We start from the raw sequence: 23,760 nt of genomic DNA on the forward strand, positions 1-23,760 counted from the left end.
AGCCCCCCGATGAAATCACAATACTTCTCAGCTTTGGCCCTTAGAGGACTGCGGCGTGTCGGCGACATCATGATTCCTGGCGACGAGCAATTTCCGTCGTACACTCACTATGGTGGCATCGAGCACATCGACAAGTTTGCCGCCTTCGTGCCCGAGGGCGATCGACAAGCACTCAATTGGATGATGACGTTACTGGGGCTGGCCCCGCGCTTCATTCTGCGCTGGCTGGTGAATCGGGCTGTGGCAGCGCATCAATCCAGCGGGCCGTTGGCAGGTGTGTTCCGGATGATCTACTACGGCTGGTGGGGGCTCATTCACGGCAGCTACTATTCCAACCGTCCCGGAAGCAGCTACCAAGGCCTCGACCCGGTCGATATCATTCACTTCCGCCTCAACCGCGTGACGGATTAAATGACCAATCGCAGAGCCGAAGCGTTTAACCGCTGGGCCGTGCCCATGGGTCGATTACCCAGGTAGTGCTAGTCTGCGACTGGAATTCAACGTCCTCTGGGCACAGATTCTCCAACTACCGCAACAGTCTTCCGTGCTCAACGATGGTTCCTAGCGCTGTGTGCTGCACCACCTCGCCGGTCATGGTCACTGGTTGTCCTGGCTGAAGACCTTCAACTTCCCGAGCAGCGTCTCGTCCCAGGCGGAACAGCGCCGGAGTTTTGAACATGGACTGCTGGATCTTGTCCGTACTCTCGACCAACACTACAGTTACCGCAGCTGCATCGGTCGGTTCAGACATGGGAGTAACTGAATCTACAAACCCCTTCCACACTACGCTTCGGTTTAGCACGGCAGCTTCCAGTTCCGCGCGCTGGCGTTGGGTAAGCGCTGATTCGGTCGCAGCACGCTGAAACTGGCTGAAATTGAGCAGGTAATTGTTAGTACTGGTTGTTGGCTGCTCCGGCACACTCCTGGCGTCCACGAAAACTTCGACCGCGGGCTCCACAACTCGCATGCCTACCGATTCACGGTTTCCCTGCATCGTCAACCACGTGCCCAGCAACCCCAGCGCACCGGTAATCAGTGCTGAGATGATCGTCGTATTTTGATACCAACGCTCATTGGTAGACGTCCCGCTCATGCCTGTTTTCTCCTGGCCATTCCATGGATGCACGTTAACAGAGTGCAGTCGATAGAGGGCAATCGTGGCCACGATTGACTGCAATCACCCCAAGTCTATTAGAAACTGCGTTGGTCTGGCAAGATGAACCTAGATTGCGCAAGTTGCCGAATTAGACAGTGGGCGTTCTGCTTCTCCCGTGCATTTGTAGAGACAAGCCAAATCATCCATGAAACATACGCTGTGACTTGGGCTTAGCACCTGGGAGGGGGAGCCAGTCAACGCACGTTGCACAACTGAGCATGTCAGTTGGTCGACGGATCTGCTGAGATTTGTGTGCCCACAAGACTGGTGGAAATGATCTTGCGACCGATATGGCGAATGGCGGTTTCCCACAGCTCTTCCGAGGCTCCAAATAACACATCGGCCGGAGCGTCCCAAACAAGCCAGCTACCTTCCGCCATTTCGCTTTCCAGTTGTCCAGTGCCCCAGCCTGAATATCCGTCGAAAATGCGAAATGGGCAGGCTGCGGAACTGGGCTGTTGGACCACATCAGCGATCGATCCGCGTTCGGCAGTGGAAAAGACGAACTTGTCTTGATCGGCCTTTCCAATCATGGCTTGCAGCATCAGCACCTGACCGTCCACTGGGCCACCGCAAAACACAGGATCGGTATTGTTGCGCGCGGCTTTGATAACGTCACCTAGCAATTCTCCGACAGTCAGGTTCAGCGGGCGATTCAGAATGACGCCCGCAGCACCGTGTTTGTCATGCGTGAGTAGGTAGACGACTGTCCGCATAAAGTTGCCGTCGGTCAAATAGGGCGATGCAACCAGGGCTTTTCCTTGATGATACTCCACAAAACGTCTCCAGGTGATCTACTCAGTTGATGGCTGCAGATCAAAAAACGACTTCGATCAAAAACGTCATTTGCGTTCGGCCAGCCAGTGATCGGTCCAGACGCAACCGGCCCAAGACCATCCCACGCCAAAGCCGATCAGCAAATTGTTTTTCTGGCCGCTAATTCTACCTTCATTTCGCAAATCGGAAATCAGGATCGGCAGCGTGGCTGAAACCGTATTTCCACATGTCTCCAAACGAATCGGTAATTGTTCCTCATTCACGCCCAAGCGAACTTGCAGTTGTTGCAGCATTTTGCGTGTGGCTTGATGGAGTAGGTATAAATCGATTTGTGCGCGCGACAATTGTGCCGTCTCCAGCACCTGATCGATCAGCTTGGGGACTGCCACAACGGTAAAGCTCAACAAGCTAGGGCCATCCATGTACAGACGGCTACTCCATCGCTGGCGATGTCGCGGCTTGAGAAGTTGTGGCCCGCTACGTGCGCCACCGCTATTGACCAGCAGCGTGTCGGCTCCAGAGCCATCGGTGCCAAACTGAAATGCGCGCAGACTCGGCTGAGAGCCTGATTCGATCAGCGTTGCGGCAGCGGCGTCACCGAAGATGGTGCGCAGGCTACGATCATGGCTATCGATGTATTTGGAATAGGTCTCTGCCGTTAACAGCAAGATTCTGCGGGCAGCACCGCTATGGATCAAACCTTCGGCCAGCGCTAGCCCGTAAACAAAGCCGGAGCAACCAAGATTAAAATCGAGCGCACCGCAACGATCAGGCAACTGTAGGCGATGCTGAATCAAACAAGCCGTCGTCGGTAGCGGATAGTCGGGGGTTTGCGTACACAGCAGCACAAAATCAATGGTTGAACGATCAATACTGTGCTCGGCAAACAGCTTTTCTGACGCAGCCACGGCCAAATCACCAGCCGTTTCATGGGGGGCGGCAATGTGGCGCTGCAGAATTCCGGTCTTGCTACCGATTTCGTCCATTTCCCATTCGGGGAACAGCTCTTTTAGCTGCTGGTTGGTTTCTACATGTTCCGGCAGCGCGATCGCGATCGGACCAATCTGAGCATACGGCACAGCAAATCCTTTTGGCAAGTGGCTGACAGCGTGATCCTGACGTTAGGCGATGGGCTCATTGGCCACGACCGTCGCGCTCGCGGCGGGGGAATTGGGGCACGGTCCGGTGACGATGGCTAATCGTATATTCTTATTGTCCGCTCGCCATACGACCAGTACCTGGGCTAGGCGTTGCCAGCAGGTTGGAAGTAATTCGGTTCGGCCCCAGCCTTCCATTTAATGTTGCAGCCGATACTCGGCTTCTGTGGCTCTGGAATTGGCGAGCCCGCCACCAAGGCATCGATGGCAGCTCGCAAGTCAGCTCCGGTCGCCGTTGTACCTTGGTTGGGCCGCGTCTGGTCCATCTGGCCACGATAGACCAACTTGAGCTGACTATCGAACAGGTAGAAATCTGGTGTACAGGCAGCATGGTAGGCTTGTGCAACTTGTTGCGACTCGTCGTACAGGTAGGGGAACGGATAGCCCCACTTGGCTGCCTCTTGTTTCATCAATTCCGGCGAATCGTCCGGGTGGGTCGATATGTCGTTGCTACTGATGCCCACAACGCCCACATTTTTGGCTAATGCATCACGGCTCAGCTGCGCAAGCTGAGCTGCGACGTGTTTGACGTAAGGGCAGTGGTTGCACAAGAAAACGACTAACAGACCAGCTGTTCCTCGGACACTATCGCGACTGACCACACGCCCATCCACATCTGGCAATGAAAAATTGGGGGCCGTGGTACCCAACGGCAACATTGTACTGGCGGTTCGCACCATGCTTAGTTTCCTAATTAGAACTTGGGCATTACTATCTGAGAGACTACAACCTGCATCTCCCTCTGGCTTACTCGGTAGACCACCCAGTCTACCATGGCCGGCTTGTAATAACACCCTCTTGTGGACTGCTGGCGGTTGCGTACAAACGGCGCGGAATGCGACCGGACAGAAAGGCGTTGCGTCCCGCCAGAGCTGCGTATTTCATAGCGATTGACATGCCAACGGGATCGCGAGCGTGCGCGATGGCCGAATTCAATAGCACTCCATCAGCACCCAGCTCAAACGCAACCGCTACGTCACTGGCCGTTCCAACACCTGCATCCACGATCACGGGGTACTCCGGGTCGTCCTCTTTCAAATACTCTAAAATGATTCTTAGATTATTGGGATTTAAAATGCCTTGGCCGCTGCCAATTGGGCTGCCGGCAGGCATTACACAGCTGGCGCCGGCCTGTTTGAGACGTCTGGCCATAATCGGATCATCGCTGGTGTAGCACAGCACCTGAAATCCGTCGCTAACCAACTGCTTACAGGCCTCAAGCGTCCCCACTGGATCGGGCAGCAGTGTCTTGCTATCTCCCAGCACTTCTAACTTGACCCAATCGGCTCCTGGATTCTCCAAGGCCCGAAGAATTTCGCGTCCCAGCTTGGCGACACGCACAGCGTCGGCTGCGTGGTAGCAGCCGGCTGTATTGGGCAACAGGAGATAGCGGCTGGGGTCTATATAGTCCAGCACGTTTTTCCCAGAGCGATCATACATTCGCTCGCGGCGCACCGCCACTGTAATGGCCTGCGCGCCCGATGCCTCCAGGGAAGCTCGCATCAGTTCCAGCGTATCATATTTGCCTGAGCCAACGATCAATCGGCTGACAAGCGTAAACGGACCGATCCGCAACGGCCGATCGGTAACCGCTAACGAATGATTTTCGGGGGGGGGAGGAACTGCGGCTGGTTGAATCGACATGAACCGTTGACCTATCCTCCGCCCACCAGCGTCACTACCTCAACGACATCGTCGGGCTTTAGCCGGTGCCGCGCATGGTCGGCTCGAGGAATAATATTCAGGTTAATTTCCACCGCTACCAACTGACTGCGAATCTCCATCTGTTCCAGCAATTGCTCGACAGTCGATTCTGCGGCCAGCTCCACCGGTTGGCCGTTGAAATGGATACAAACGTAGGAAGTTAGGTTACTCATCGAAGGCAGAGTCAAACGCTCGGTCACTTGGGCTAAAATCCAAATTCTTGGTAAAGCGACAGGCTTCGGCGGCACCAAATTCGCGGTGCATTCCGCTGTCTTCCCATTCGATGCTCAACGGACCTTGGTACTTTGCCGCATTCAGTGCGCGAACGATCTCCTCAAAATTCACACCACCACGTCCTGGTGAGCGAAAATCCCAACCGCGTCGCGGATCGCCAAAATTCAAGTGGCTGCACAGGATGCCAGTCTTACCGTTGAGCGTCTGGATCGCGTCCTTGACGTGCACGTGGTAGATGCGATCGGGAAAAGCACGGATGAATTCTACCGGATCAACCCCCTGCCAAATCAAGTGGCTGGGATCAAAATTGAAGCCGAATTCTTCGCGATAGTCGACAGCTTCCAGAGCCCGCTCGGCAGAATACAGGTCAAACGCGATCTCGGTGGGGTGGACTTCCAACGCGAACTTAACGCCGCACTGGCCAAATACGTCCAGAATTGGATTGAAGCGCTCGGCGAACAATTGGTACCCATCGTCAATCATCGACTGAGGAACGGGGGGGAAAGAATACAACAAGTGCCAAATGCTTGAACCGGTAAAGCCGTTGACGACTTCGATACCAAAGCGCTGTGCGGCGCGAGCTGTCTGCATGAGTTCGTCGGCCGCTCGACGATTCACGCCAGCCGGATCGCCATCACCCCATACATAATCTGGCAGCAGGCCCTTGTGGCGCTGGTCGATTGGGTCCAGCACCGCCTGTCCAACTAAGTGCGCGCTGATGGCATGGCACTGAAGACCATGAGCTTCCAGTAGGGCACGCTTCTGGCTGCAATAGTCGGCCTGACTGAGTGCCTTGTCAACTTCAAAGTGGTCGCCCCAGCAGGCAAGTTCAATGCCGTCGTAGCCAAACTGGCTAGTCAATTTAACCATCTGCTCCAATGGCAAGTCAGCCCATTGACCGGTAAATAACGTGACCGGACGCCCCATCGTAAACACTCCTCAATACAGGCCAAAATCAACACGTAATTGCCAGCAACGGGCGACACTAAGGTATCCTTGGGAGCGTCCATTCGCTAGAGGTAGACGCCGCAATTTGGCGGCAGTTTGCAGGGCTGGTTTGGGCGCAGGCCGCACCAGTATCGGCGGTTTCGGTCGGTGGGGTGGCGGTAGCTACCATCGCCCGTAGATGGGCAGTCTTGGCTCCCATAGTCTCTAGCAAACCGCTAGCGGTAAATTGTATATGGCTGCTCGGCTTAGCGCGCGAGCAGAAAATCCTGCCTAATTGGAAGAGCCACAAACACTCTGAGCATTTGCCCCCCAAAGGATTCGAGCAACTGCCGCTCCTGTTGCAACAGTTCGTTATAGGACTGGACCTTTTGCTGCAACGCCAGAGTGGCCGCCGGTAATTCCAGGAGTGCGTCGTCAGCCGCTGCGCACAACTGCTCGACCTCCTCGGCCTGCTCGCGCTGCTGGCGGACTTCAGCCGTCGTGCGAAATCGGTCGGTCACCTCTTGAAACTTGCTGATAGTCGTCGCATTGGACTTCGCGCTCTGCGTGACCGCCATTAACTTCTGGGAGCAGGCCAAGTAATCTTGATCCAACAGGTTTGCGACTTCCCTCCAACGAGCGTTGGACTGATTGCGGATTTTATCTAATCTATCATACATCAATAGCAGATAGGCTAGTGTGGCGCAGATCAGCAACAGCATTATCAGAACCGCAGCCGTCAACTTACGCCCTGATATGCCGGGGGTCGTTGTGTCAGGGTCTTCGCCAACGGAGTTTTTCACGTTTTCACTTGCCACAATTGCTTGTCCGGTCAGTCTGCTGAGCGATTTGTCGTCGCCGACAGCAGGTATCCTATCAACAGCGAATATTCAGGCTACCACGCAGCCATCATTATCTTGGGCTATTCAGGGTTTTTTGACGAGCGCCGGTCGCCATTGGCGTTCCACTTCATCCGGCGATTCGGTGAATTATCAAATTCAGTTAATCAATAGTAACAATTTCGCCGCCGTTGCAACTGTGCAGCGCCTGGCAAGTGCTCTGGTCTAAGCCATCGCTGAGGAAGGCCACCGAGCCATCTGCTCGACCAACGTTGGCGCCTCCCGTATGAAAGCTGCGCGGGCCAAAGTAGCCTGAAAAATGCGTGACGATATCGGGGATTTTGCTGTTCGGGGGTTGGTAACCATTGGTCAGCGAATTGATCGATCCGCTAAAAGCCCATGAAATCCCTCGACCTCGTAGCGCCCCGTTATTGCCGCCGCGCCACCCCGTAAATGCAGTCGATGTGGTGCTGAGCTGCGGACTGGAGACCATGCCGTTGGCATCGGCGAAAGCGTTCCATGGACTGCCGGAAATCTTGATGCCCGGCGTCGGATTCAATGCAGCGCTCAGTCCTCCCGATCCATTTAAGGTCGCCTGGTAGGGGAATTTAGGCAGCGTTCCCGCAGCCAGCGTGAAATCATCTCCAGCGCTACGCACCGTTTCGCTCAAGGCAATCGTGTTCGAGGCACCGTCGGTAATCGCGCTGAAGCCACGCTTGGAATACTGATAAACCAGTCCGTCCGTTGGCCAGCGTAGATCGTTGTTGGTTTTGGTGCCACTTCCAAAACTAACCATGTAGTTCATGGCACCGTAGGTATACTGCGATCCGTTCACGGTGACGGTCGTCGTGGTCGGAGCTGGATCGGTTGGGCAAAGAAAAATCGGAATGGATTGGGCAAAGAGTTTCACAAATAGTGGGTTGGGAACTTTCGCGTTGAATGGGCCTTGAAAGGCCGGCTGCGTAAAGTCGATCTGGCTGTGAATGTTGGATTGCTCCATGTAGGGCAGCAGTCTGGCTTGCACCGAAAAGTCAATGTCGACTGTTCCTTGTGCTGGGAAAGAACTCAGAGCAGATTCATAGTTGTGCATGGCCAGCGAGAATTGGCGTAGATGGCTGGTGCATTGCATTCTTCTGGCAGCCTCTCGAGCGGCCTGAACAGCGAGTAGCAGCAAACCAACTAAGATTCCGATGATGGCTATTACCACTAGCAGTTCGACAAGGGTGAAGGCTCTGGGATGGCTTAAACGCCGAAAATTTTGAGTGCGATACATGGTTGAAGATTTCGTGATATTGATGTTTGTGGTTAGTGTTTCGAGTTAACTGAATTGAGAACCAACGGTGGTCCGGCGCGGGGCCGAACCGCCGAAACTTTTGAGATATGTTGTGTCGGTGGCGTTCCATCGGGCTCAAGTGCATGTTTTGGCACTGGCTCGGCTGGTTCCACTCTGCGACTAGTACTTCGAAAACGAATTGAACAGCAGAGTTTTGGCAGCGCTATGACCTGTCTTCCATAGCGAATCTATCTCTGCACTGGCCGTAGATGGCAGGGCAAGGATTCTTTCCAACGCTTGAGTCACATCCTCCACGACAGTCCAACGAAGCTGATATCTGCCATCGGGCAACAGAGTTTTGCATTCAATGGGTGCACGGAGACGGGGCATCGCAGTTGGTTCCAAGAGCATGATCGTTGTGCTCCAACTGGTTCCGTCTTTTGCAACGCGTCCTTCGCCGAATGCGACTGCCTGATCTTCCGCCTTGCCCTCAGGTGACAGGCGGTGCATCGAAACGATCGCGTATTGTCCCACAGGCAAGGCCGGCAGTTCCTTGATCCGCAAATGAAGCCCCGTTCGCCAAGTTCGTAATGAACTGAAGGCTGGGATTTCACTGGAATCAACGTAGCGACCGAGCTTAATCGCGGCGTAATCTGTCAGAAACTGCTGCCATTGACGATCGGTATGACCACCCTCTGAGAATTTCACTCCACCGCCGTGGTCTGCTTGGCCCAAGGCCTTGGTCAGTAAGAGGCTCGCCCGGGGTTGGTCAAAGTCGATTAACTTTCGCTGCTCCAGCAAGTCGAGAGTCTTGTCGGGAGAATTGGGAATAATCCAATTCATCTGTGCACCATGCTTTTCCACCTGCCTGGCATTGCGATCGGGCGAGTGACAATTGGCACAACGCTCGAACTGCGACCAGACCACGTCGACAAACCGTGAAAGAACCACATCCTTTCTGGCGTGCTGAATTAGCAATTCGTCAAGCTTTAGATCGTTTAACTGCGGTATTGGTGTCTTCAGCGAATCTGGGTCTCGAACCGAGGCGCGAATCCACTCGCCAATTGCTGCCAACTCGGACGCACGGACTGAATTCATCAATTCGCTCGAGTTCTCAGGTTTCATGGCGATGAACTGCAACAATTTGGATTCGGATGGATTGTCGATATCGATCCATCCGCGAGCCCTTAACGATGCAAACGACGCGTGGGGATCGGAAGTTAAAAAATCATCCAGTTTGACACCGTGAAGATGACACTCCGCACAACTGCTCGCCTGAGGCGACTGCAACAACGGAATGATTCGTCGCTGGTAAATCTCGGATGGAGTTTCAGCATGGAGGCTAAGAGCTCCAACGAGGGTGGCACCGACCACCATAAGTCGATGAACTATTTGCATGTGGATTCCAACCAGTCAGTGAATAAATGTGCACAAGTAGGATTATGAGCCGACCCACTAGGCCGAATGGACAAGTTGGGGTGCTTTCTCACGTTGGTCGGCGATCAGTAGACTGACGCACATGTACGTACGCGCGCATCGAATCGCATCAACGCAAATACAGCTCAGCAGCCAGCTTCACACCGTTGAGTACAGCGCCCAGATGAGCACGAAACCAACCGTACGGCAAAGCTCTATTGCCGATGTGCGCAACATACGACACGTCGCGTACAGACCTTCCAGTCAATCAAGAAGCCCCGTGGATTGACGTGTCAATCGACATGCCAATGGGTCGCGCGCGTGGATGCTTAAGAGAGCATCTGCTTTGGAGGTGGAACGTCCGGTGCAATGAATACCGGTATAGGGTCTTTGGGGCTTGAGCTATGAGCCGGCCCAAGTTCAGGCTCATATAAGATCACCATTGGAGTAGACGCCGGAATCGTCCAGGGTAGATACGTAAACGCCGAATACTTGCCTTGGCACTTCAATGCGAACACGCTGACAACAATTTTGCTCTTAGCGGTCGAACCCAAGGGCCTTGATTCCAATGACTCTGATTTGGCCTGGACGCCAACTGCATCACAGCAGCTCTTTGGCTTTTGAGCGATAGCTGGCCTAGGCTGCGATTCACGCTGATGGACTTGGCTACACTTGGTCAGGACGAGACCACAAGCGGAACTACAATCGGCGGCCCGTACCGGATCGATGCCCGCTCCAACCGAACTTTTGGTTCGCGGTGTGCTTTCGCAGCACGACAACTTGGGAGTGCAACACTTGCATTTGGACGTCGCTGCGTTACCACTGACACTTGCCGCGATTCTGGCAATCCTCGGTGCTACGGATTCGTCTTGAGCAGGCAGCTTGGCATACTTTGGAGGAGTAACACCATTCTTCTTGGCCCAGGCCAATCTTTCTGCGGGCGAAAAACAGCAGCAATTGGTCCAACACTCTTGGGCCGTCTTACATCCGCAGGGACGGTTCTGACAAGGAAACGGTTGAGAGAGGTCCTTGTCCGGTATACTGACGGTTGACAACGGAAGCGAGACGCTGGCCGCGCAGAAACAGACCAGCAGAAGGAGCGTAACCACTTTCCCTTCAAGGCCACCAACCCGCGAATTGTGCGCTCGAGGTCTCACGTAACAACCGTTTTTTACGTCCTCAGTACGTGACAATTTCACACTGTCACGCCTCACAACTATAGCCAGCGACTGCCCTGGAACAAGCACCAACGACCTGTCTGCGACAATTTTACTTCGGTAAGCATTCGATCTGCTCGCCAATTGCTCGGTTCCGCTAGGCACTCGCGAATTGCTTTTTCACTCGGCTAGTTCAGCTTCAAAATCCGAATGTTGCGAAATCTTAGGTTGTTGGGTTGACCGTGGTCTTGAAAGCCAATGTAACCTTCAAGTGGCCGGTCTTTCATCGGGCCTTGGTCCAATTGCGTATCGATGATCTGCTCGCCATTCAGTTCGACTTGCAGATGACTACCGATACAGGTCACTACCATTCGATTCCAGGTGCCCGGCGGTTGGGACATGTTTCGCGAGGGACCAATTGTGCGGATGACACCACCATGATCATGGTGCCCGAGCGGTCCTTGTTTCTGAGATGAATCGAGTATCTGGACCTCAATCCCCTGCTCGACTGGATCGGCTCTGTCGCCAACTCGGAAGTAGACGCCACTGTTTCCGCCCGGGGGATACAGGTACTGGACATCCAATACGAAATCCTTGTACTTGTCTTCTGTCCACAGATAAGCGTCGTAACGTTCCCAGCCTAGTTCGCCGTCACGTGGCTGAATGAGCAGCGAGCCATCAGGCTGAGGCAGCCAATTTCCAGTGGTCTTCCAGCCATCCAAGTTCTGGCCGTTGTACAGCGACTTGAAGTTGGTCAGATCGCGAATTTTTAAATTTCGCCAGCGAACTTCGTATGGTCCTTGGCCACGACCGATTCCGTGAACTTGCAATCCAATGAAACCTCGTGGGTGTGACTCAAAGCGTTCTTGATGAGTCAGATCGGAGATGTGTTGACCATTGAGCCAGACCTGGATGTTCGCGCCGAAAGCCACAATATGATACGAGTTCCATTGATCTTCTTTAAAATAGTCGTGTGGTCGCCGAACTTCGTCAGGCGTCATCCAGCCACCTGCGGACTCGCCGTAGATATAGCCCGCCATCTTGTCGGTGGAAATTTCTACTTGTGGTCCGTTAACTCGCCCGCTGGGCTTATCGCCAACACTCTGCGAGCGAATTTGCACACCTGAGTTCAGCCGGCTATCAACCTTGACCTCAAACTTCAACTCGAAGTCGCCGTATAATTGATTCGTACATAGAAATGAATTGGGACTGCCATCAGACGTGGTACCGACGATTTGACCTTCGTCGACTCGATAAGTCGCCGTGCCGTTGCGTTGAGTCCAACCTTCGAGATTCTGACCATTAAACAAGTCAACGAACCCACCATCATCGGCTTGGATACAGTGGACTGAGCTGAAGAAAAGTATCAGAGTGAACGCAAGGCGGTGCATTGTAAAATTCCTAGACGTGTACAAAACGGAGCGGTGATTTATTATAGCGTTAGGTCATTGTCCGTAGGATAGGCTATACAGCTTCAGCCTGCAGTATCGCTTGTCGTCGATATTCACAGCATTTACGACATTGACACGAGCGTTGTTGTTTCATGTCGCTGATTTTACCGCCGGGCGCGATAACGTATCTGCTCAACTAACGAACCTCATCATGCCTGCTGCTAGCGGCGGAGGCGGGAGCGGCGGCAAAGGTTGGAACGGAAATTATTTTGCCGAGTAGCCATCTTTTGAGGACGGTATCGTGGGCGACGACACCTCTCTCCTGCAACAAACCGCTTACTCGGCCGCAGTCGATCAAGTGCTGGATGATCTCTTTGCGCCAGATGATAAACGCTGGAAAAAGCGACGAGAATAAGTATTTTGGCCAGCGGCTATTAGGAGTATACTGAGGTTCGCCGTCTGGCGACGGTAGCTACAAGGATGGTGGATACATTTCTGCCGCGCACGCCTCATAAGACGGGCACTTGGCTGACCAACTGCGGACCAGAGGTTTTACGCTGCACTCCGACCGATGATGTTACCTCGCATTGTCATTGTTGCCTGCCTGCTTGCTGTCTGTATTGCGGCTCAGGCCGACGATGCCTTAGATGACAATCGTCGGTTGGCCGAGCAGAGTTCGTTTTTCGAACGGGAGATTCGCCCGGTACTTATCCAGCAGTGTACTGGCTGTCATGGCCCGTCCAAACAAGAAAGCCGATTGCGGTTGGATTCTCTGGAGGGTGTTCTGGCTGGAGGTGATAGCGGGCCGGCGATCGTCGTCGGAAAGCCGCAGGCAAGTCTACTGGTCGAGGCTCTTCACCACCGTAGCCTCGGAATGCCTCCCACCGGCAAGTTGCCCGATAAGACAATCGTTCAGTTCGAGCGCTGGATCGCCGCTGGAGCGGCCTGGCCCGATTCAGCTGATGTGGTGCGGCCAATCACGCCGCAGGTATCTGATCAGGATCGACAGTGGTGGGCATTTAAGCCGCTCCAGAAAGTCGAGCCCCCTGTCGCAGCCAACGACAAATGGTCCCAAAATGATGTTGATCGTTTTGTTTGGCAGCGGCTGGTCGAGCAAGGAATGCGACCGGCTCCGCAAGCAGTCCAGGAGGTATTGGTGCGGCGTCTGTATTTTGATCTCATCGGGCTGCCTCCATCGCCTCAGGAGATCGACGCCTTTGTCAATGATCCGTCACCTGCAGCTTACCAAAGCCTGATAGATCGTTTGCTGGACGATGTGCGTTATGGTGAGCACTGGGCGCGTTTCTGGTTGGACTTGGTTCGCTACAGCGAATCAGACGGCTGGAATAAAGATGCCTATCGTCCACACTTGTGGCGGTACCGTGATTACGTGATCGACGCCTTTAACAACGATCTTCCCTATCCGCAGTTTGTGCTCGATCAATTGGCGGGCGACGAATCTGATAGCGATAATCCCAGTGGGCTGGTGGCCACCGGGTTCCTTCGCTTGGGAGTCTATGAATACAACCAGCGGGATGCTCGCGGCCAGTGGAATGACATCATGAATGAGATTACCGACGTGGCCGGCGATGTCTTCCTTGGATTGAGCATGTCCTGTGCGCGCTGCCATCATCATAAGTTTGATCCCATTCCTCAGCAGGACTATTACAAACTTCGCGCCATTTTCGAACCGCTGATTTGGCGCGACGACTTGGTGGCCACCACACAAGCCCAGAAAGTAGCCCACGCTGAAAAAATGGCGCAGTGGGAGCAGGCCACTCAGTCGATTCGCCATGAGATCGCCAAGTTATTGGAGCCGTATCATCAACGCAAGTGGAAGTCGACGGTCGATAAGTTCCCTCTCGATATTCAAGCCTGCTTCCACATGCCGCGCGAAGATCGCACATCCTGGCAGGAACAGATGGCTTACTTAGTCACGCGGCAGTTCACGGAGGAGTCAGGCGGACCGCTGAGCGACTTATCAAAACAGGACAGACAGCGGCACGAAGAACTGCTGAAGCAGTTGGCTGAATTCGATCATCTCAAGCCGCCTGAACTGCCTGAGATAATGTCGGTAACGGACTTTGCAGGCATCATCTCTCCCACGATTATCCCTGGTGACGCGAAACGCCATTCGGTTGCTCCTGGGTTTCTAGAGGTGCTTTCGGAATTGGACTTGCCGCGATCAACATCCGAAGCAGTTCGTCAGGGCTCGACGGGGCGTCGGACAGCGCTTGCAAAGTGGATCGCTCATCCGCGCAATCCCTTGACGACGCGCGTCATCGTTAATCGCATTTGGCAACAGCACTTCGGAGTAGGATTGGTTGGCACGTCCAGCGACTTTGGGCAGTTGGGTGATTTGCCGACGCATCCCGACCTGCTGGACTGGTTGACGCAGTATTTCGTCGATCAGGGATGGAGCATGAAACGGCTTCATCGGCTGATTTTATCGTCCGCCGTCTGGCAGCAATCATCGCTGCATCCGGAGGCCATGGTGCATCAGCAGCGGGATCCTGCCGATCGACTGTTATGGAGGTCTCGCGTTCGTCGGTTGTCCGCCGAGCAGATTCGGGACGCGATGCTGGTGATGACGGGCGAGATGTCCCCTAACCTTGGCGGTCCCAGCCAAAACGAGAATGCCATGCGGCGTTCGATCTACCTACAGAGCTTTCGTAATGTGAACGATACGTTCCTTCACGCCTTTGACTTGGCCAGTGGTTTGCAAAGCGTTGCCAAGCGGGATGCGACGACCACGCCACTTCAATCGTTGTTGCTGCTTAATGGCCAGTATACGCTCGAACGATCCACGCGTCTGGCCAGTCGTCTGCTGGCAGAGCATGCGAGCCCCACAGAGACAATTCGCGCCGCTTTTCGCTGGACCTGGGGTATCGAGCCGCGATTGGACGATTTTGAGCAAGCCGTTCGGTTTTTGGAATACGAATCGGGTGAGACTGCTGACCAGTTGGATATCGAGCGGTTGGGTGATTTTTGCCATGTGTTGTTCAACTCCAGCCGATTCCTGTATGTGGAATAGTCGCCCTATGCCAGATGACTTTGAATTGGAAACTGCTCGACGCCTGTCACGACGTGAGTGGCTTAGCGCCAGCGGAATGGGGTTTGGAGCGCTGGCCTTGCAGTGCATGCTGCAGCGCGAGGCATTGGGCGGAGTTCACCACCCCGCCCGGGCTAAACGCGTTATCTGGTTGTTTATGGAAGGCGGCCCCAGCCATTTGGATATGCTCGATCCAAAGCCGCTCTTGAATCAGCTGGCTGGTCAGCCGCTGCCCATTAGTTTTGGAGAACCGATTACGGCCATGGGCGAAAAGGGGTCACCGCTACTCGCCTCACCACGCAAATGGACTCGCTACGGTCAAAGCGGCATGTGGGCCTCCGACTGGATTCCTCATATCGGGCAGTGCATGGATGACATCGCTGTTTTGCGAGCCTGTTGGACCAACGGCATCAATCACGCGGGTGGCGTTTGTCAAATGAATACCTGCATCAACTTTGCCGGAAGACCCTCACTGGGTTCTTGGATTCAATATGGGCTAGGTTCGCTAAACGACAATCTGCCGTCTTTTGTTGTCATGTGCGATAACCCTGGACGACCCGTCAATGGGCCTCGCAATTGGGGTTCCGGGTTCATGCCGGCGTCGTATCAAGGCGTCCGAATCCATGGCACGGAGCCAGAGCCCATTGCCAATCTTCATTTTCCCGCCGGTCTGAGTGAGACTCGGTTGACTTCTAAGCTAAACCTATTGAATCAATTCAATCGCTCCTTCGCGAACACGTATCCCCAACAGACAGAGTTGGAAGCCCGCATTCGCAGCTACGAACTGGCCTTCGGGATGCAGGCGGCGGCTCCCGATGCCTTGGATTCATCACGCGAAACGGAAGCGACCAATCGGCTTTATGGACTCGATCAACAGGAGACACAACCTTTTGGCAAAATCTGCTTGCTAGCGCGACGGCTGGTCGAACATGGTGTTCGTTTCGTGCAGCTCTACAGCGGTACGGGCAGCAAATGGGATTCGCACTCTTCGATAGAAACCAGTCACGCGCAATTGTGCCGCTCGATGGATAAGCCAGTCGCTGGACTGTTGCAAGATTTGAAACAGCGCGGCTTGCTCGATGATACTCTGGTAGTTTGGGCCGGTGAATTTGGGCGAACACCGATGAGCGAAAAGAAGAATGGCCGTGACCACAACCCCACTGGATTCTCTATTTGGATGGCCGGAGGCGGAGTTCAGGGAGGTCAAGCCATTGGATCAACCGATGAGCTGGGACTATATGCCATCCAAGAACGAATGCACGTTCATGATATCCATGCTTCCATTCTGTGGTTGATGGGGTTAGATCACATGCAGTTGAGCTACGATCAGAGAGGCAGGATCGAGCGGCCGACGATTAACGAAGGCCGCTTCCAGAGCAGGCTGGTTTCCTCAGTGTAGCGTCCGCAGGCTATCGTTGTTCTCCGCCAAAACTATAGTGCAGTCCGAACAACGGACTGTGCTCGACGATGCGGTAGATGGCGAGCATTTGGTGCCAACTAGGCAATCTGCGTCAGCTGCATCCTTAAGGCGTTCTTGGCAATGGGTGCGTTCCCACCGCCAGGCGCAGCCAATGATCGGCTGTCAGGGCTGCGCAGTTTGCACTCGCAGCTAGCAATTCCGCGTCTGTTGCTCTTGCCATGATTTACGTGAATTTGCTATCAGCCAAGGAGCAAGAATCTGTCGCGACCGCTGATTGGGGATTCCCGTGACGACGTATCATGATTATCCGACGACCAAATGCACTCGCCGCTGCCACGTCAGCAATCGCCCGCTGTCGGCTGGCGAGCAATATATTTCGATGCTCGTGCCTTCCGGTGATGAGCTGACACGCGTCGATGTGGCGTCCGAGCAGTGGCAGGGGCCAAGCCAGCAGGCGGTAGGCTGGTGGAAGTGCCGCATGCCGACCACTCAGGCAGGTCACCTTCGTCCTGCACCAGCGGAAGTTTTACTGGATGTGCTCAGCGATTTATTGACTCGGCCGGCGCAATCGCAATTGGCCTACCTCTTGGCCCTGTTACTAGTGCGTCGACGAATTCTGATCGAACAGGAACTGCTGGAGTTATCCGGACCGTCAACCGACGATGGCTCAATTTGGCAGTTGACTCATCCCGTGGACGGTCGCCAATACCAGGTGCCTGTGGCGCTGCCCCCTTCGGGCGATCAGTCTCATGATCTACAAGAACAACTCATGAAGTTGTTGTACACCGAGGAGTGAATCTTGGCGGCCGGTGATCCCCATGACTGACGTGGAGTAATTGACATTCATCCATCCAACTTTCTAACGGACGACACGAAGCAACAGACGCAAGGCCGCGCATCTGGTCACAGGTACAGCGGGCTGTGGCTTGTCTGCGGACTGTTGACGTTGGTCTTTGTCAGCAGCGGGGCGACCTGTGCGCGCGGGCGATCGGCAATCCCCGAGTTCGCACCGCCGCTGGTGTTCTCTTCAGGCCAACCGACGCTAACCGATTTAATCCAGCAAACCAACCGCAGTCTGGCTATCCAGACGCTGGCTTCCAACACGCTGACCATCGACAGCCAGGAATTGGCTCATAAGTTGTCAGGCAGCTTCCGGTGGGAGCGACCTCACAACTTACGATTGGAAACCAAACTATTTAGCAGCGCGCTGGGAATGCCGCTGGCTGCGGGCAGCAACTCCGATATGTTTTGGCTGCAGATCCAGCGTCCTAGTCCGACGCTATACTATGCCAGCCATGATCAATTCGAGAATCAGCATGGTCCAAGGCATGTTCTGCCGGTCTCCCCGTTGTGGCTGCGCGAGGCGTTTGGCATCGTGGAATTAGATCCCAACGGTCAACATGAAGGTCCCATTACCCGTCCCGATGGACGACTGCAAGTGACATCGTTTATCCCATCGCCACGAGGCGACTACCGCCGCGTGTTGGTCATGGCGGCCAAGACGGGAACGGTTGAAGAGACGTTGCTGTACAATCAAGTTGGCAAGTTGGTAGCCCACGCCCGGATGAGCGATCATCAATACTACGCGGCCATCGACTGGTCGCTGCCACATCGCGTCGCTGTGCAATTGCATCCGGATGTCGGCGAGCCATTGTCGTTCGCTGTGGATGCTGGCCTATATTTGATCAATCAACCGGTAGCCAGCAGCAACGGCTTCATGCTGCCCGACAGCACCGGTATGAGCACGGTGGATTTAGTGCAAGCCAATGCGTCGATGCAATCCGCATCGTTGCCGGCCCAACGCACACTAGCCACCCCCGTATCCACCGGAGGCCAAACCCTGACTCCCACGCCACCGGTCTATCGCACGGACACAGCCAGTCCCACCAGCCCTGGTTGGCAGAATTACATTGTGCGTTGATTCGATCGCTGCCAATCCAGCGCCAAACGGATGCTGCACTTGCCTAAGAGTGGTGATCAGCTTCCGTGTCCGAGCTATCCGCTCCACGTTCCGCTGATCGTCACGGTATCTGAATGATGGCAAATGCAGTAACGGCCAGCATTAGAATGCAGGCAGCGCTATACTGTTGCTCTTAACTGCCGAGCCGAATGCTCGCAGCACGCCTTCGTCAATCATGAATCGCGTGACCACGCCGCGTGGAAGAATCTTACTAGAAAACTGCACGCGATCATCCTCAGCCAGAGTGTCAAAGGCCGCTATCAATGGCTCCGGCATTGCGTTGGCTTGAAGGTTCTGTGCAAAGCGCATGAGTTCTGCCAGTCGCAGCGATCCGGTCAGTGGCGGAACTTCGCTGGGAGGCGTCGCCACATAACGGTCGATAGCCGACAGGAGCGGACTATCACCGCTTGCGTCAACGCTCAGCAGGACCATATTGGGGGCCGTGGCGACATGAAGTGTTAGGCGGTTGCCCAGGAGCCGACTGGCTGCAGGGTCGTCAGCCGGAACCGCCAGTTGCACGCGATGCAGGTCAAATTCCTTGTGCTTACCATAATAAAACTGAACTTGCTGGCCCTCAGGCTGGGGCAGTTCCTTGACAAAACTCTGCACCGCTTGGGCAACCTCCTGGCCGTCGGCAACACGCAGGCCCAGCAGAGCCGTCAGCGTTTCACTCTGTAAGCTCCAACTCATGGCCCCATCCAAGACCCCCTCATCAATCGATCGCTCGGCCACGGCGATGAACCGCTCGACAAACTTTCGAACCAACGTAACCTGCTCTTCTGTTAGCTCGGTATCAGACAGCGGATTTTGGGTGGACGCATTGCCTGGTAACGACGACTGGAACTGTTCCAAAGCTGCACGTAGTTCCTGTTTGGCAAGTATTCGTTCGGCTTCAGTAGGCAGCGTGGCGGTGACTCGTACGTCAAGCGATGAGTGCGGTAGTTTCAAATTCGTCAGTTGAGAGCGCAGGCCAGTCTGAGAGTCCATTTGATTGGCCAGCTGGCTGCCCTGCAGGAACTGGATCGCGGCATCGACCAACAGAGTGCGCTCGGCCGGGTCAATCAACATACCAAACACCATTTGCTGCGTTTCTTGGATCAACGCCTGCATCTGTTGCAACTGCTGCAACTGCTCTTGGCCGGCTTGGCGAGCCCGCTCCAATTGTTGTTCTAATTGCTGGTCCAGTTGCTGAGCCAAACCACGCTCGAAGCCAGATTGAATTTGGTCAATCGCCACTTGACGCATCTCTGCAGGTATCTGCAGCAGGTCCAATCGCACACCGATGCTGTATCGTTGAGGCAAATCGCCTAGCAGCTCGATCGGATCGTCGGGAACTTCGGCTAGCGATTCTGCGGAAGCCCCAAAGTACATCCAGTTGTTGGCGATTCTGACAATCATCACCTGTCCCCCGGCGGCTAACTCGTACAGTCCCTCGGCCAGCTCGGTGGGCTCGATGCCCATGCTTGCGAGCGTTTGAAACCACTGCTTGTAATCTGTGGTAGGCACGCATATTTGGAAGCTAGGCTCAGGGCCGTCATAAGAAACCGTAACGGCAATTGGCTTGGTGCGGTCTAGTCCCTTGGAGTAAAAAGTCGTCACCATTTCCATGACGCCTGTCACTTCTGCCATGCTGAATGCAGACAGCAGGTAGGACATCTCTGGCATCATCCGCTCCAGCGGTGCAATCGAGATCACGGCCACGTGCTTGATCGGCGCCTGTGCCCTGACGGTTGCCAGTGTCGAAATCGCCAGCGCGTGGATGCACAGAACTGCCAAGAGAATTCGTCGACTCGGTCGCATGTCTTCAACTCCTGATTGTCGTTGCCAACTGCGAGCACGTATAGCTAGCCAGCAGCGCCCACAGCACAACTCTCAGCGTAACGCACCGAAAAGAGGCTGAACAGATGTTGTGTCAGGCTGTTTAGCCCAATCAACCGGCATGTCCAGCGCTAAAATGTACGCGTTTAGCGTTCGCGAAAGACAATACGGCCTTTGGTTAAGTCGTAAGGAGATAGCTCGACACGCACCTTGTCGCCAGGAACGATACGGATAAAGTTTTTGCGCATCTTACCAGCCACGTGCGCCAGCACCTCCGTGCCCGTGTCCAGCTGAACTCGAAACCGAGTATTCGCCAGCGCCTGGACCACAGTGCCTTCGACCTCGAAGGCCTCTTCTTTCTTTGACATAAGCTTTCCTAAGTTGAATGATTCAGTTTCGCCAGCAGTTTAAACCACACTTGGTTACGGAGCGTAATTTCAAACTCGATGATCACATAAACCGCTACGTAAGCCAGGTGCGTCAGTTTGGGGGTTACCGCAGAGCGGTCCCTTGCTGAGGCAGCGGGTTGGGAATTGATCGAATGTGCGATTCAATTTACTGCACAGTTTCGGCGAGCTGCCAGTTTGGGCAGCCAATTTCCAGCACCGCAAGTACAATGCTAGCTCCCTACCGCGCAGTCGTGAGCCTAATGTTATAGATAATGACCCTACCATCCGTCCAGGATTCTGCCGCCAGTTCGCAGCAAATCTCTCCAGAACAGTTTGCCTTTTTGGTTTGTCAGCCGGGCACCGAAGCGGTACTCAAACGAGAATTTGCATCGCCCAGCCACGATTACCGGTTGGCATTTTCACGACCAGGGCTATTAACGCTGAAAGCAAATGAGGGCAGGCCCGGCCAGCCGCTCGCACTACCAGCCCATCCACTGATTCGCCGCGCTGGCTGGGTATTGGGCCAGATTCGGGGCGGAATCGCCCAGCCCATGCTTGAGCGAGTACTTGAGTTGGCTACTGCGCATGGGCTGGCCGATTCGCAGACCGACATGCACGTCTTCCAACGCGATAGCAATTTGCCTGGCCATGGTGGTTTCGAGCCCGGTATTACTCCGTTGGCCGAAGAAATCGCCCACCAGCTTGGCAAAATCTGGCCAGTGGCGGTCGCGGTAAACGGCGACTGTGTGATAGGCCAGCAGATTCTGAATGTTATCATCGTCGAGCCCGATTACTGGATTGTGGGGCAACACACGGCGTGCGATACCATCGACTGCTGGCCAGGAGGCGTCGCCAGGATCATCGAGCCCGAGTTGATGGTCAGCCGCGCCTATCTGAAAATGGCTGAAGCGATTCGGTGGAGTCAATTGTCTTTGCAGGCCGGCGACGCAATCGTAGAAATTGGCAGCGCTCCAGGCGGGGCAACTCAGTGTCTCTTAGACATGGGGCTGCGAGTGACGGGAGTCGATCCGGCTGAAATGGATCCCAGTATTTTGGAGCATCCTCGCTTCACACATTGGCGATCGAAGGCGGCGGGCGTCAAGCGCAGAGGCTACCGCGAATTCCGTTGGTTGGCTGCCGACGCCAATGTGGCTCCAAACTACACGTTGGACCTCGTCGAGGACATTGTGAACTACCCCACCAGCCGACTCGAAGGACTTTTGCTGACGCTCAAGCTGCCCAGTTTCGATTTGCTGGAGCATCTGGAGGACTATGTTAAGCGCATCCGCAGCTGGCATATGGAACGAGTTCAGGTACGACAGCTGGCTCATAATCGCCGGGAATTATGCGTCGTCGCGGCCAGGAAAGCATAGCGTTACCTTGGGTCTGGCGGACACATTCGCCAGATTGTGGAATTCCACGGTAATATTTGGCGACTGGCCACGTTCCGGCGCATGACGCAACCGGGAGCGAAGTCACTTTAAGATTTGGCTTCGAACTAGGCGCGTGGATGCGCCTTGAGGTAAATCTCGCGCAGGTTGGCGGTTGATAAGTGCGTGTAGATTTGCGTCGTGACCAGACTCTTGTGGCCCAGCAGCTCCTGTACGCTGCGGATGTCGGCACCGCGGTCGATCAGGTGTGTGGCAAAGCTGTGGCGCAACGTGTGTGGTGATGTGCGTGTGTCCAGCCCAACCTGCGCGATGTACTTCTCCAGCATACGTCCCACGCTGCGGACTGTCAGCCGCGTACCAAAGCGATTAACAAAAACCGGAGCCTCGGCACCTTTGGGGATACGCGGAGATAGCTTGCGAACCGACAAATACTGTTTCAGAGCGGCGATGGCAAACGTGCCCAGCGGTGCTAGTCGTTCGCGACGTCCTTTACCGCGAACGCGCGTGATCGCTTCGGCCCAGTCGATATCGCCGTCGTTCAGACCCACAACTTCGCTGACACGCAATCCAGCCGAGTACATGGTTTCCAAAATGGCCCGATCGCGAACCCCACCACTTTCGGCCACAAGCGGTGCTTGCAACAACTGACCAATCTCAGAACTGGTCAAAAAGTGAGGTAGTTTTCGCCCGCCGCGCGGATTTCGCAGCGGTTTGGCTGGATTGGACGGGCTGAGTTGTTGCCGCTGTGCATAACGATAGAAGCTTCGTAGCGAGGCTAGCTTGCGAGAGATGCTTGATTGAGCGTACCCCGCCTCGTGTAGGGCTGCCACATAGCCTCGCAGATCGCGTGGCGTGACATCCTTGGGTTGAATATTCTTGCCCAACGAGTCGACCAAGAAATCCGCCAGGTCTATCAGATCTTCGCGATAGGACTTGATCGTCAAGTCCGACGAATTCCTTTCGATGGCTAGGTAATGCAAGAATTGAGCAACATACTGATGCATGATACGATTAAACTCGTACTCAATCCAATGGTGCTCGTACTCGAAACGGAAAGTTAGATTATGGGTACGAGTAGCTTTGTAATGGGTGGCCAGCGCTGGCACGAACTACTTGAACTTGAAAGTTGCTCTTCGTTCACAGCATGCTTGGGGATCTAGCGCCAGTTGGTTACCAGCCTTAGATCATGTCTTCTTCTTGCCGAATTTCAAACCGTCGATGTGGGGCGGGTTGGGACTGATTGGCAAAAGGAGTGTGACACGGTGCGTGGTCAGACTCCTGGGCAAAGGCCAGCTCACGAACCTTCTTGCTCATTACTGCTGCGTCGTACCAGGAGAAACTAAGTTGTGGATCGGCGGCGTAGCGGCCCAAGGTACGAAGCATTTCAATGCGATTGTTGTCATTGAAAATGAAGATGTAGCGCTCTTCGCCTTTGAGCATCGCTAGGATGTTAATTTCCTCGTGGGCCATGCCTGCCTCCTTGCAGCATGTCTCAAGTGGTATCTCATGTGGCTCGGCAGCGCACGGGTCTGGTCCACGCGGGGTCAGTCGCGTCTGTGCCAGCCGCACCGCTAGGCACGCTGGGTTGCTGTGCCGAAACGGTTGAAGCGGTCCGTCCTGGACCAATTCTGCGTCGTGCCGTGATGATCATGCTGGCAATCGAGACTGACTCGGTTTGCTAGCCGATCAAGAAGCCTGT

Annotated in this window: 21 protein-coding genes; 6 read left to right on the top strand and 15 right to left on the bottom strand. The window is 54.7% G+C overall.

Features of this window, described 5'->3' with window-relative positions:
- The first annotated feature begins 9 nt into the window (after positions 1-9).
- The gene (locus KF752_14005; GenBank protein MBX3422663.1) at positions 10-411 is read left to right on the top strand and encodes a hypothetical protein; all 402 of its coding nucleotides are present in this window, start codon (positions 10-12) and stop codon (positions 409-411) included.
- 115 nt (positions 412-526) lie between these two features.
- Here KF752_14005 and KF752_14010 read toward each other — a convergent pair whose 3' ends face one another.
- From KF752_14010 to KF752_14060, 11 genes are all read right to left on the bottom strand, one after another.
- Entirely contained in the window at positions 527-1,093 is a 567-nt protein-coding gene (locus tag KF752_14010; protein MBX3422664.1) for a hypothetical protein, read from the bottom strand.
- 284 nt (positions 1,094-1,377) lie between these two features.
- Positions 1,378-1,932, bottom strand: a complete 555-nt coding sequence (locus KF752_14015) for a YqgE/AlgH family protein (GenBank protein ID MBX3422665.1) — start codon at positions 1,930-1,932, stop codon at positions 1,378-1,380.
- 66 nt (positions 1,933-1,998) lie between these two features.
- Positions 1,999-3,012, bottom strand: coding sequence for a ketoacyl-ACP synthase III (locus KF752_14020; protein ID MBX3422666.1), 1,014 nt, complete (start codon positions 3,010-3,012; stop codon positions 1,999-2,001).
- Positions 3,013-3,176: 164 nt separating this feature from the next.
- On the bottom strand, positions 3,177-3,770 hold the full coding sequence (locus tag KF752_14025; GenBank protein ID MBX3422667.1) for a thioredoxin family protein: 594 nt from the start codon (positions 3,768-3,770) through the stop codon (positions 3,177-3,179).
- 88 nt (positions 3,771-3,858) lie between these two features.
- Positions 3,859-4,734, bottom strand: coding sequence for a thiazole synthase (locus KF752_14030; protein MBX3422668.1), 876 nt, complete (start codon positions 4,732-4,734; stop codon positions 3,859-3,861).
- Positions 4,735-4,745: 11 nt separating this feature from the next.
- Entirely contained in the window at positions 4,746-4,967 is a 222-nt protein-coding gene (gene thiS, locus KF752_14035) for a sulfur carrier protein ThiS (protein MBX3422669.1), read from the bottom strand.
- On the bottom strand, positions 4,960-5,955 hold the full coding sequence (locus KF752_14040) for a sugar phosphate isomerase/epimerase (protein MBX3422670.1): 996 nt from the start codon (positions 5,953-5,955) through the stop codon (positions 4,960-4,962). The genes thiS and KF752_14040 overlap by 8 nt, the downstream gene beginning before the upstream one ends.
- Before the next feature lie 266 nt (positions 5,956-6,221).
- A complete protein-coding gene (locus tag KF752_14045) occupies positions 6,222-6,758 on the bottom strand; it encodes a hypothetical protein (GenBank protein MBX3422671.1) in 537 nt (178 codons plus the stop codon).
- Positions 6,759-6,957: 199 nt separating this feature from the next.
- Positions 6,958-8,067, bottom strand: a complete 1,110-nt coding sequence (locus KF752_14050) for a DUF1559 domain-containing protein (GenBank protein ID MBX3422672.1) — start codon at positions 8,065-8,067, stop codon at positions 6,958-6,960.
- A gap of 180 nt (positions 8,068-8,247) precedes the next feature.
- Positions 8,248-9,465 carry a hypothetical protein gene (locus KF752_14055; protein ID MBX3422673.1) on the bottom strand — a complete coding sequence of 406 codons (1,218 nt, stop codon included), beginning with the start codon at positions 9,463-9,465 and terminating at the stop codon, positions 8,248-8,250.
- A gap of 1,363 nt (positions 9,466-10,828) precedes the next feature.
- A complete protein-coding gene (locus KF752_14060) occupies positions 10,829-12,031 on the bottom strand; it encodes a DUF1080 domain-containing protein (GenBank protein MBX3422674.1) in 1,203 nt (400 codons plus the stop codon).
- 571 nt (positions 12,032-12,602) lie between these two features.
- Between KF752_14060 and KF752_14065 the strand changes: the two genes are divergently transcribed.
- The 4 genes from KF752_14065 to KF752_14080 all read left to right on the top strand — a co-directional run bounded on the left by KF752_14065 (position 12,603) and on the right by KF752_14080 (position 18,424).
- Positions 12,603-15,065 (top strand): PSD1 domain-containing protein, encoded by a 2,463-nt coding sequence (locus KF752_14065; GenBank protein MBX3422675.1) that lies wholly within the window; start codon positions 12,603-12,605, stop codon positions 15,063-15,065.
- Between the two features lie 7 nt (positions 15,066-15,072).
- A complete protein-coding gene (locus tag KF752_14070) occupies positions 15,073-16,482 on the top strand; it encodes a DUF1501 domain-containing protein (protein MBX3422676.1) in 1,410 nt (469 codons plus the stop codon).
- A gap of 307 nt (positions 16,483-16,789) precedes the next feature.
- Positions 16,790-17,299 (top strand): hypothetical protein, encoded by a 510-nt coding sequence (locus tag KF752_14075; protein ID MBX3422677.1) that lies wholly within the window; start codon positions 16,790-16,792, stop codon positions 17,297-17,299.
- A gap of 150 nt (positions 17,300-17,449) precedes the next feature.
- Positions 17,450-18,424 (top strand): hypothetical protein, encoded by a 975-nt coding sequence (locus KF752_14080; protein ID MBX3422678.1) that lies wholly within the window; start codon positions 17,450-17,452, stop codon positions 18,422-18,424.
- Between the two features lie 141 nt (positions 18,425-18,565).
- On the opposite strand, the gene KF752_14085 is transcribed toward KF752_14080, so the two are convergent.
- Positions 18,566-20,263 carry a hypothetical protein gene (locus KF752_14085; GenBank protein MBX3422679.1) on the bottom strand — a complete coding sequence of 566 codons (1,698 nt, stop codon included), beginning with the start codon at positions 20,261-20,263 and terminating at the stop codon, positions 18,566-18,568.
- A gap of 164 nt (positions 20,264-20,427) precedes the next feature.
- Positions 20,428-20,649: a translation initiation factor IF-1 gene (gene infA / locus KF752_14090; GenBank protein MBX3422680.1), complete on the bottom strand. Its 222-nt coding sequence runs from the start codon at positions 20,647-20,649 to the stop codon at positions 20,428-20,430.
- A gap of 293 nt (positions 20,650-20,942) precedes the next feature.
- On the opposite strand from infA, the gene KF752_14095 reads away from it, so the two are divergent.
- Positions 20,943-22,043 carry an SAM-dependent methyltransferase gene (locus KF752_14095; protein MBX3422681.1) on the top strand — a complete coding sequence of 367 codons (1,101 nt, stop codon included), beginning with the start codon at positions 20,943-20,945 and terminating at the stop codon, positions 22,041-22,043.
- Between the two features lie 125 nt (positions 22,044-22,168).
- On the opposite strand, the gene xerC is transcribed toward KF752_14095, so the two are convergent.
- A complete protein-coding gene (gene xerC, locus KF752_14100; protein ID MBX3422682.1) occupies positions 22,169-23,065 on the bottom strand; it encodes a tyrosine recombinase XerC in 897 nt (298 codons plus the stop codon).
- Between the two features lie 175 nt (positions 23,066-23,240).
- Positions 23,241-23,531: a hypothetical protein gene (locus KF752_14105; GenBank protein ID MBX3422683.1), complete on the bottom strand. Its 291-nt coding sequence runs from the start codon at positions 23,529-23,531 to the stop codon at positions 23,241-23,243.
- Positions 23,532-23,760 lie beyond the last annotated feature (229 nt).

Source organism: Pirellulaceae bacterium, from assembly GCA_019636385.1.
In the GTDB taxonomy this organism is placed as follows: domain Bacteria; phylum Planctomycetota; class Planctomycetia; order Pirellulales; family Pirellulaceae; genus Aureliella.

Excerpts from the sequence above, each read along its gene's own strand:
- KF752_14005 (MBX3422663.1), top strand. The coding sequence starts at position 10 with ATGAAATCACAATACTTCTCAGCTTTGGCCCTTAGAGGACTGCGGCGT.
- KF752_14010 (MBX3422664.1), bottom strand. The coding sequence starts at position 1,093 with ATGAGCGGGACGTCTACCAATGAGCGTTGGTATCAAAATACGACGATC.
- KF752_14025 (MBX3422667.1), bottom strand. The coding sequence starts at position 3,770 with ATGGTGCGAACCGCCAGTACAATGTTGCCGTTGGGTACCACGGCCCCC.
- KF752_14030 (MBX3422668.1), bottom strand. The coding sequence starts at position 4,734 with ATGTCGATTCAACCAGCCGCAGTTCCTCCCCCCCCCGAAAATCATTCG.
- thiS (MBX3422669.1), bottom strand. The coding sequence starts at position 4,967 with ATGAGTAACCTAACTTCCTACGTTTGTATCCATTTCAACGGCCAACCG.
- KF752_14040 (MBX3422670.1), bottom strand. The coding sequence starts at position 5,955 with ATGGGGCGTCCGGTCACGTTATTTACCGGTCAATGGGCTGACTTGCCA.
- KF752_14050 (MBX3422672.1), bottom strand. The coding sequence starts at position 8,067 with ATGTATCGCACTCAAAATTTTCGGCGTTTAAGCCATCCCAGAGCCTTC.
- KF752_14055 (MBX3422673.1), bottom strand. The coding sequence starts at position 9,465 with ATGCAAATAGTTCATCGACTTATGGTGGTCGGTGCCACCCTCGTTGGA.
- KF752_14060 (MBX3422674.1), bottom strand. The coding sequence starts at position 12,031 with ATGCACCGCCTTGCGTTCACTCTGATACTTTTCTTCAGCTCAGTCCAC.
- KF752_14065 (MBX3422675.1), top strand. The coding sequence starts at position 12,603 with ATGATGTTACCTCGCATTGTCATTGTTGCCTGCCTGCTTGCTGTCTGT.
- KF752_14070 (MBX3422676.1), top strand. The coding sequence starts at position 15,073 with ATGCCAGATGACTTTGAATTGGAAACTGCTCGACGCCTGTCACGACGT.
- KF752_14085 (MBX3422679.1), bottom strand. The coding sequence starts at position 20,263 with ATGCGACCGAGTCGACGAATTCTCTTGGCAGTTCTGTGCATCCACGCG.
- infA (MBX3422680.1), bottom strand. The coding sequence starts at position 20,649 with ATGTCAAAGAAAGAAGAGGCCTTCGAGGTCGAAGGCACTGTGGTCCAG.
- KF752_14095 (MBX3422681.1), top strand. The coding sequence starts at position 20,943 with ATGACCCTACCATCCGTCCAGGATTCTGCCGCCAGTTCGCAGCAAATC.
- xerC (MBX3422682.1), bottom strand. The coding sequence starts at position 23,065 with ATGCATCAGTATGTTGCTCAATTCTTGCATTACCTAGCCATCGAAAGG.
- KF752_14105 (MBX3422683.1), bottom strand. The coding sequence starts at position 23,531 with ATGGCCCACGAGGAAATTAACATCCTAGCGATGCTCAAAGGCGAAGAG.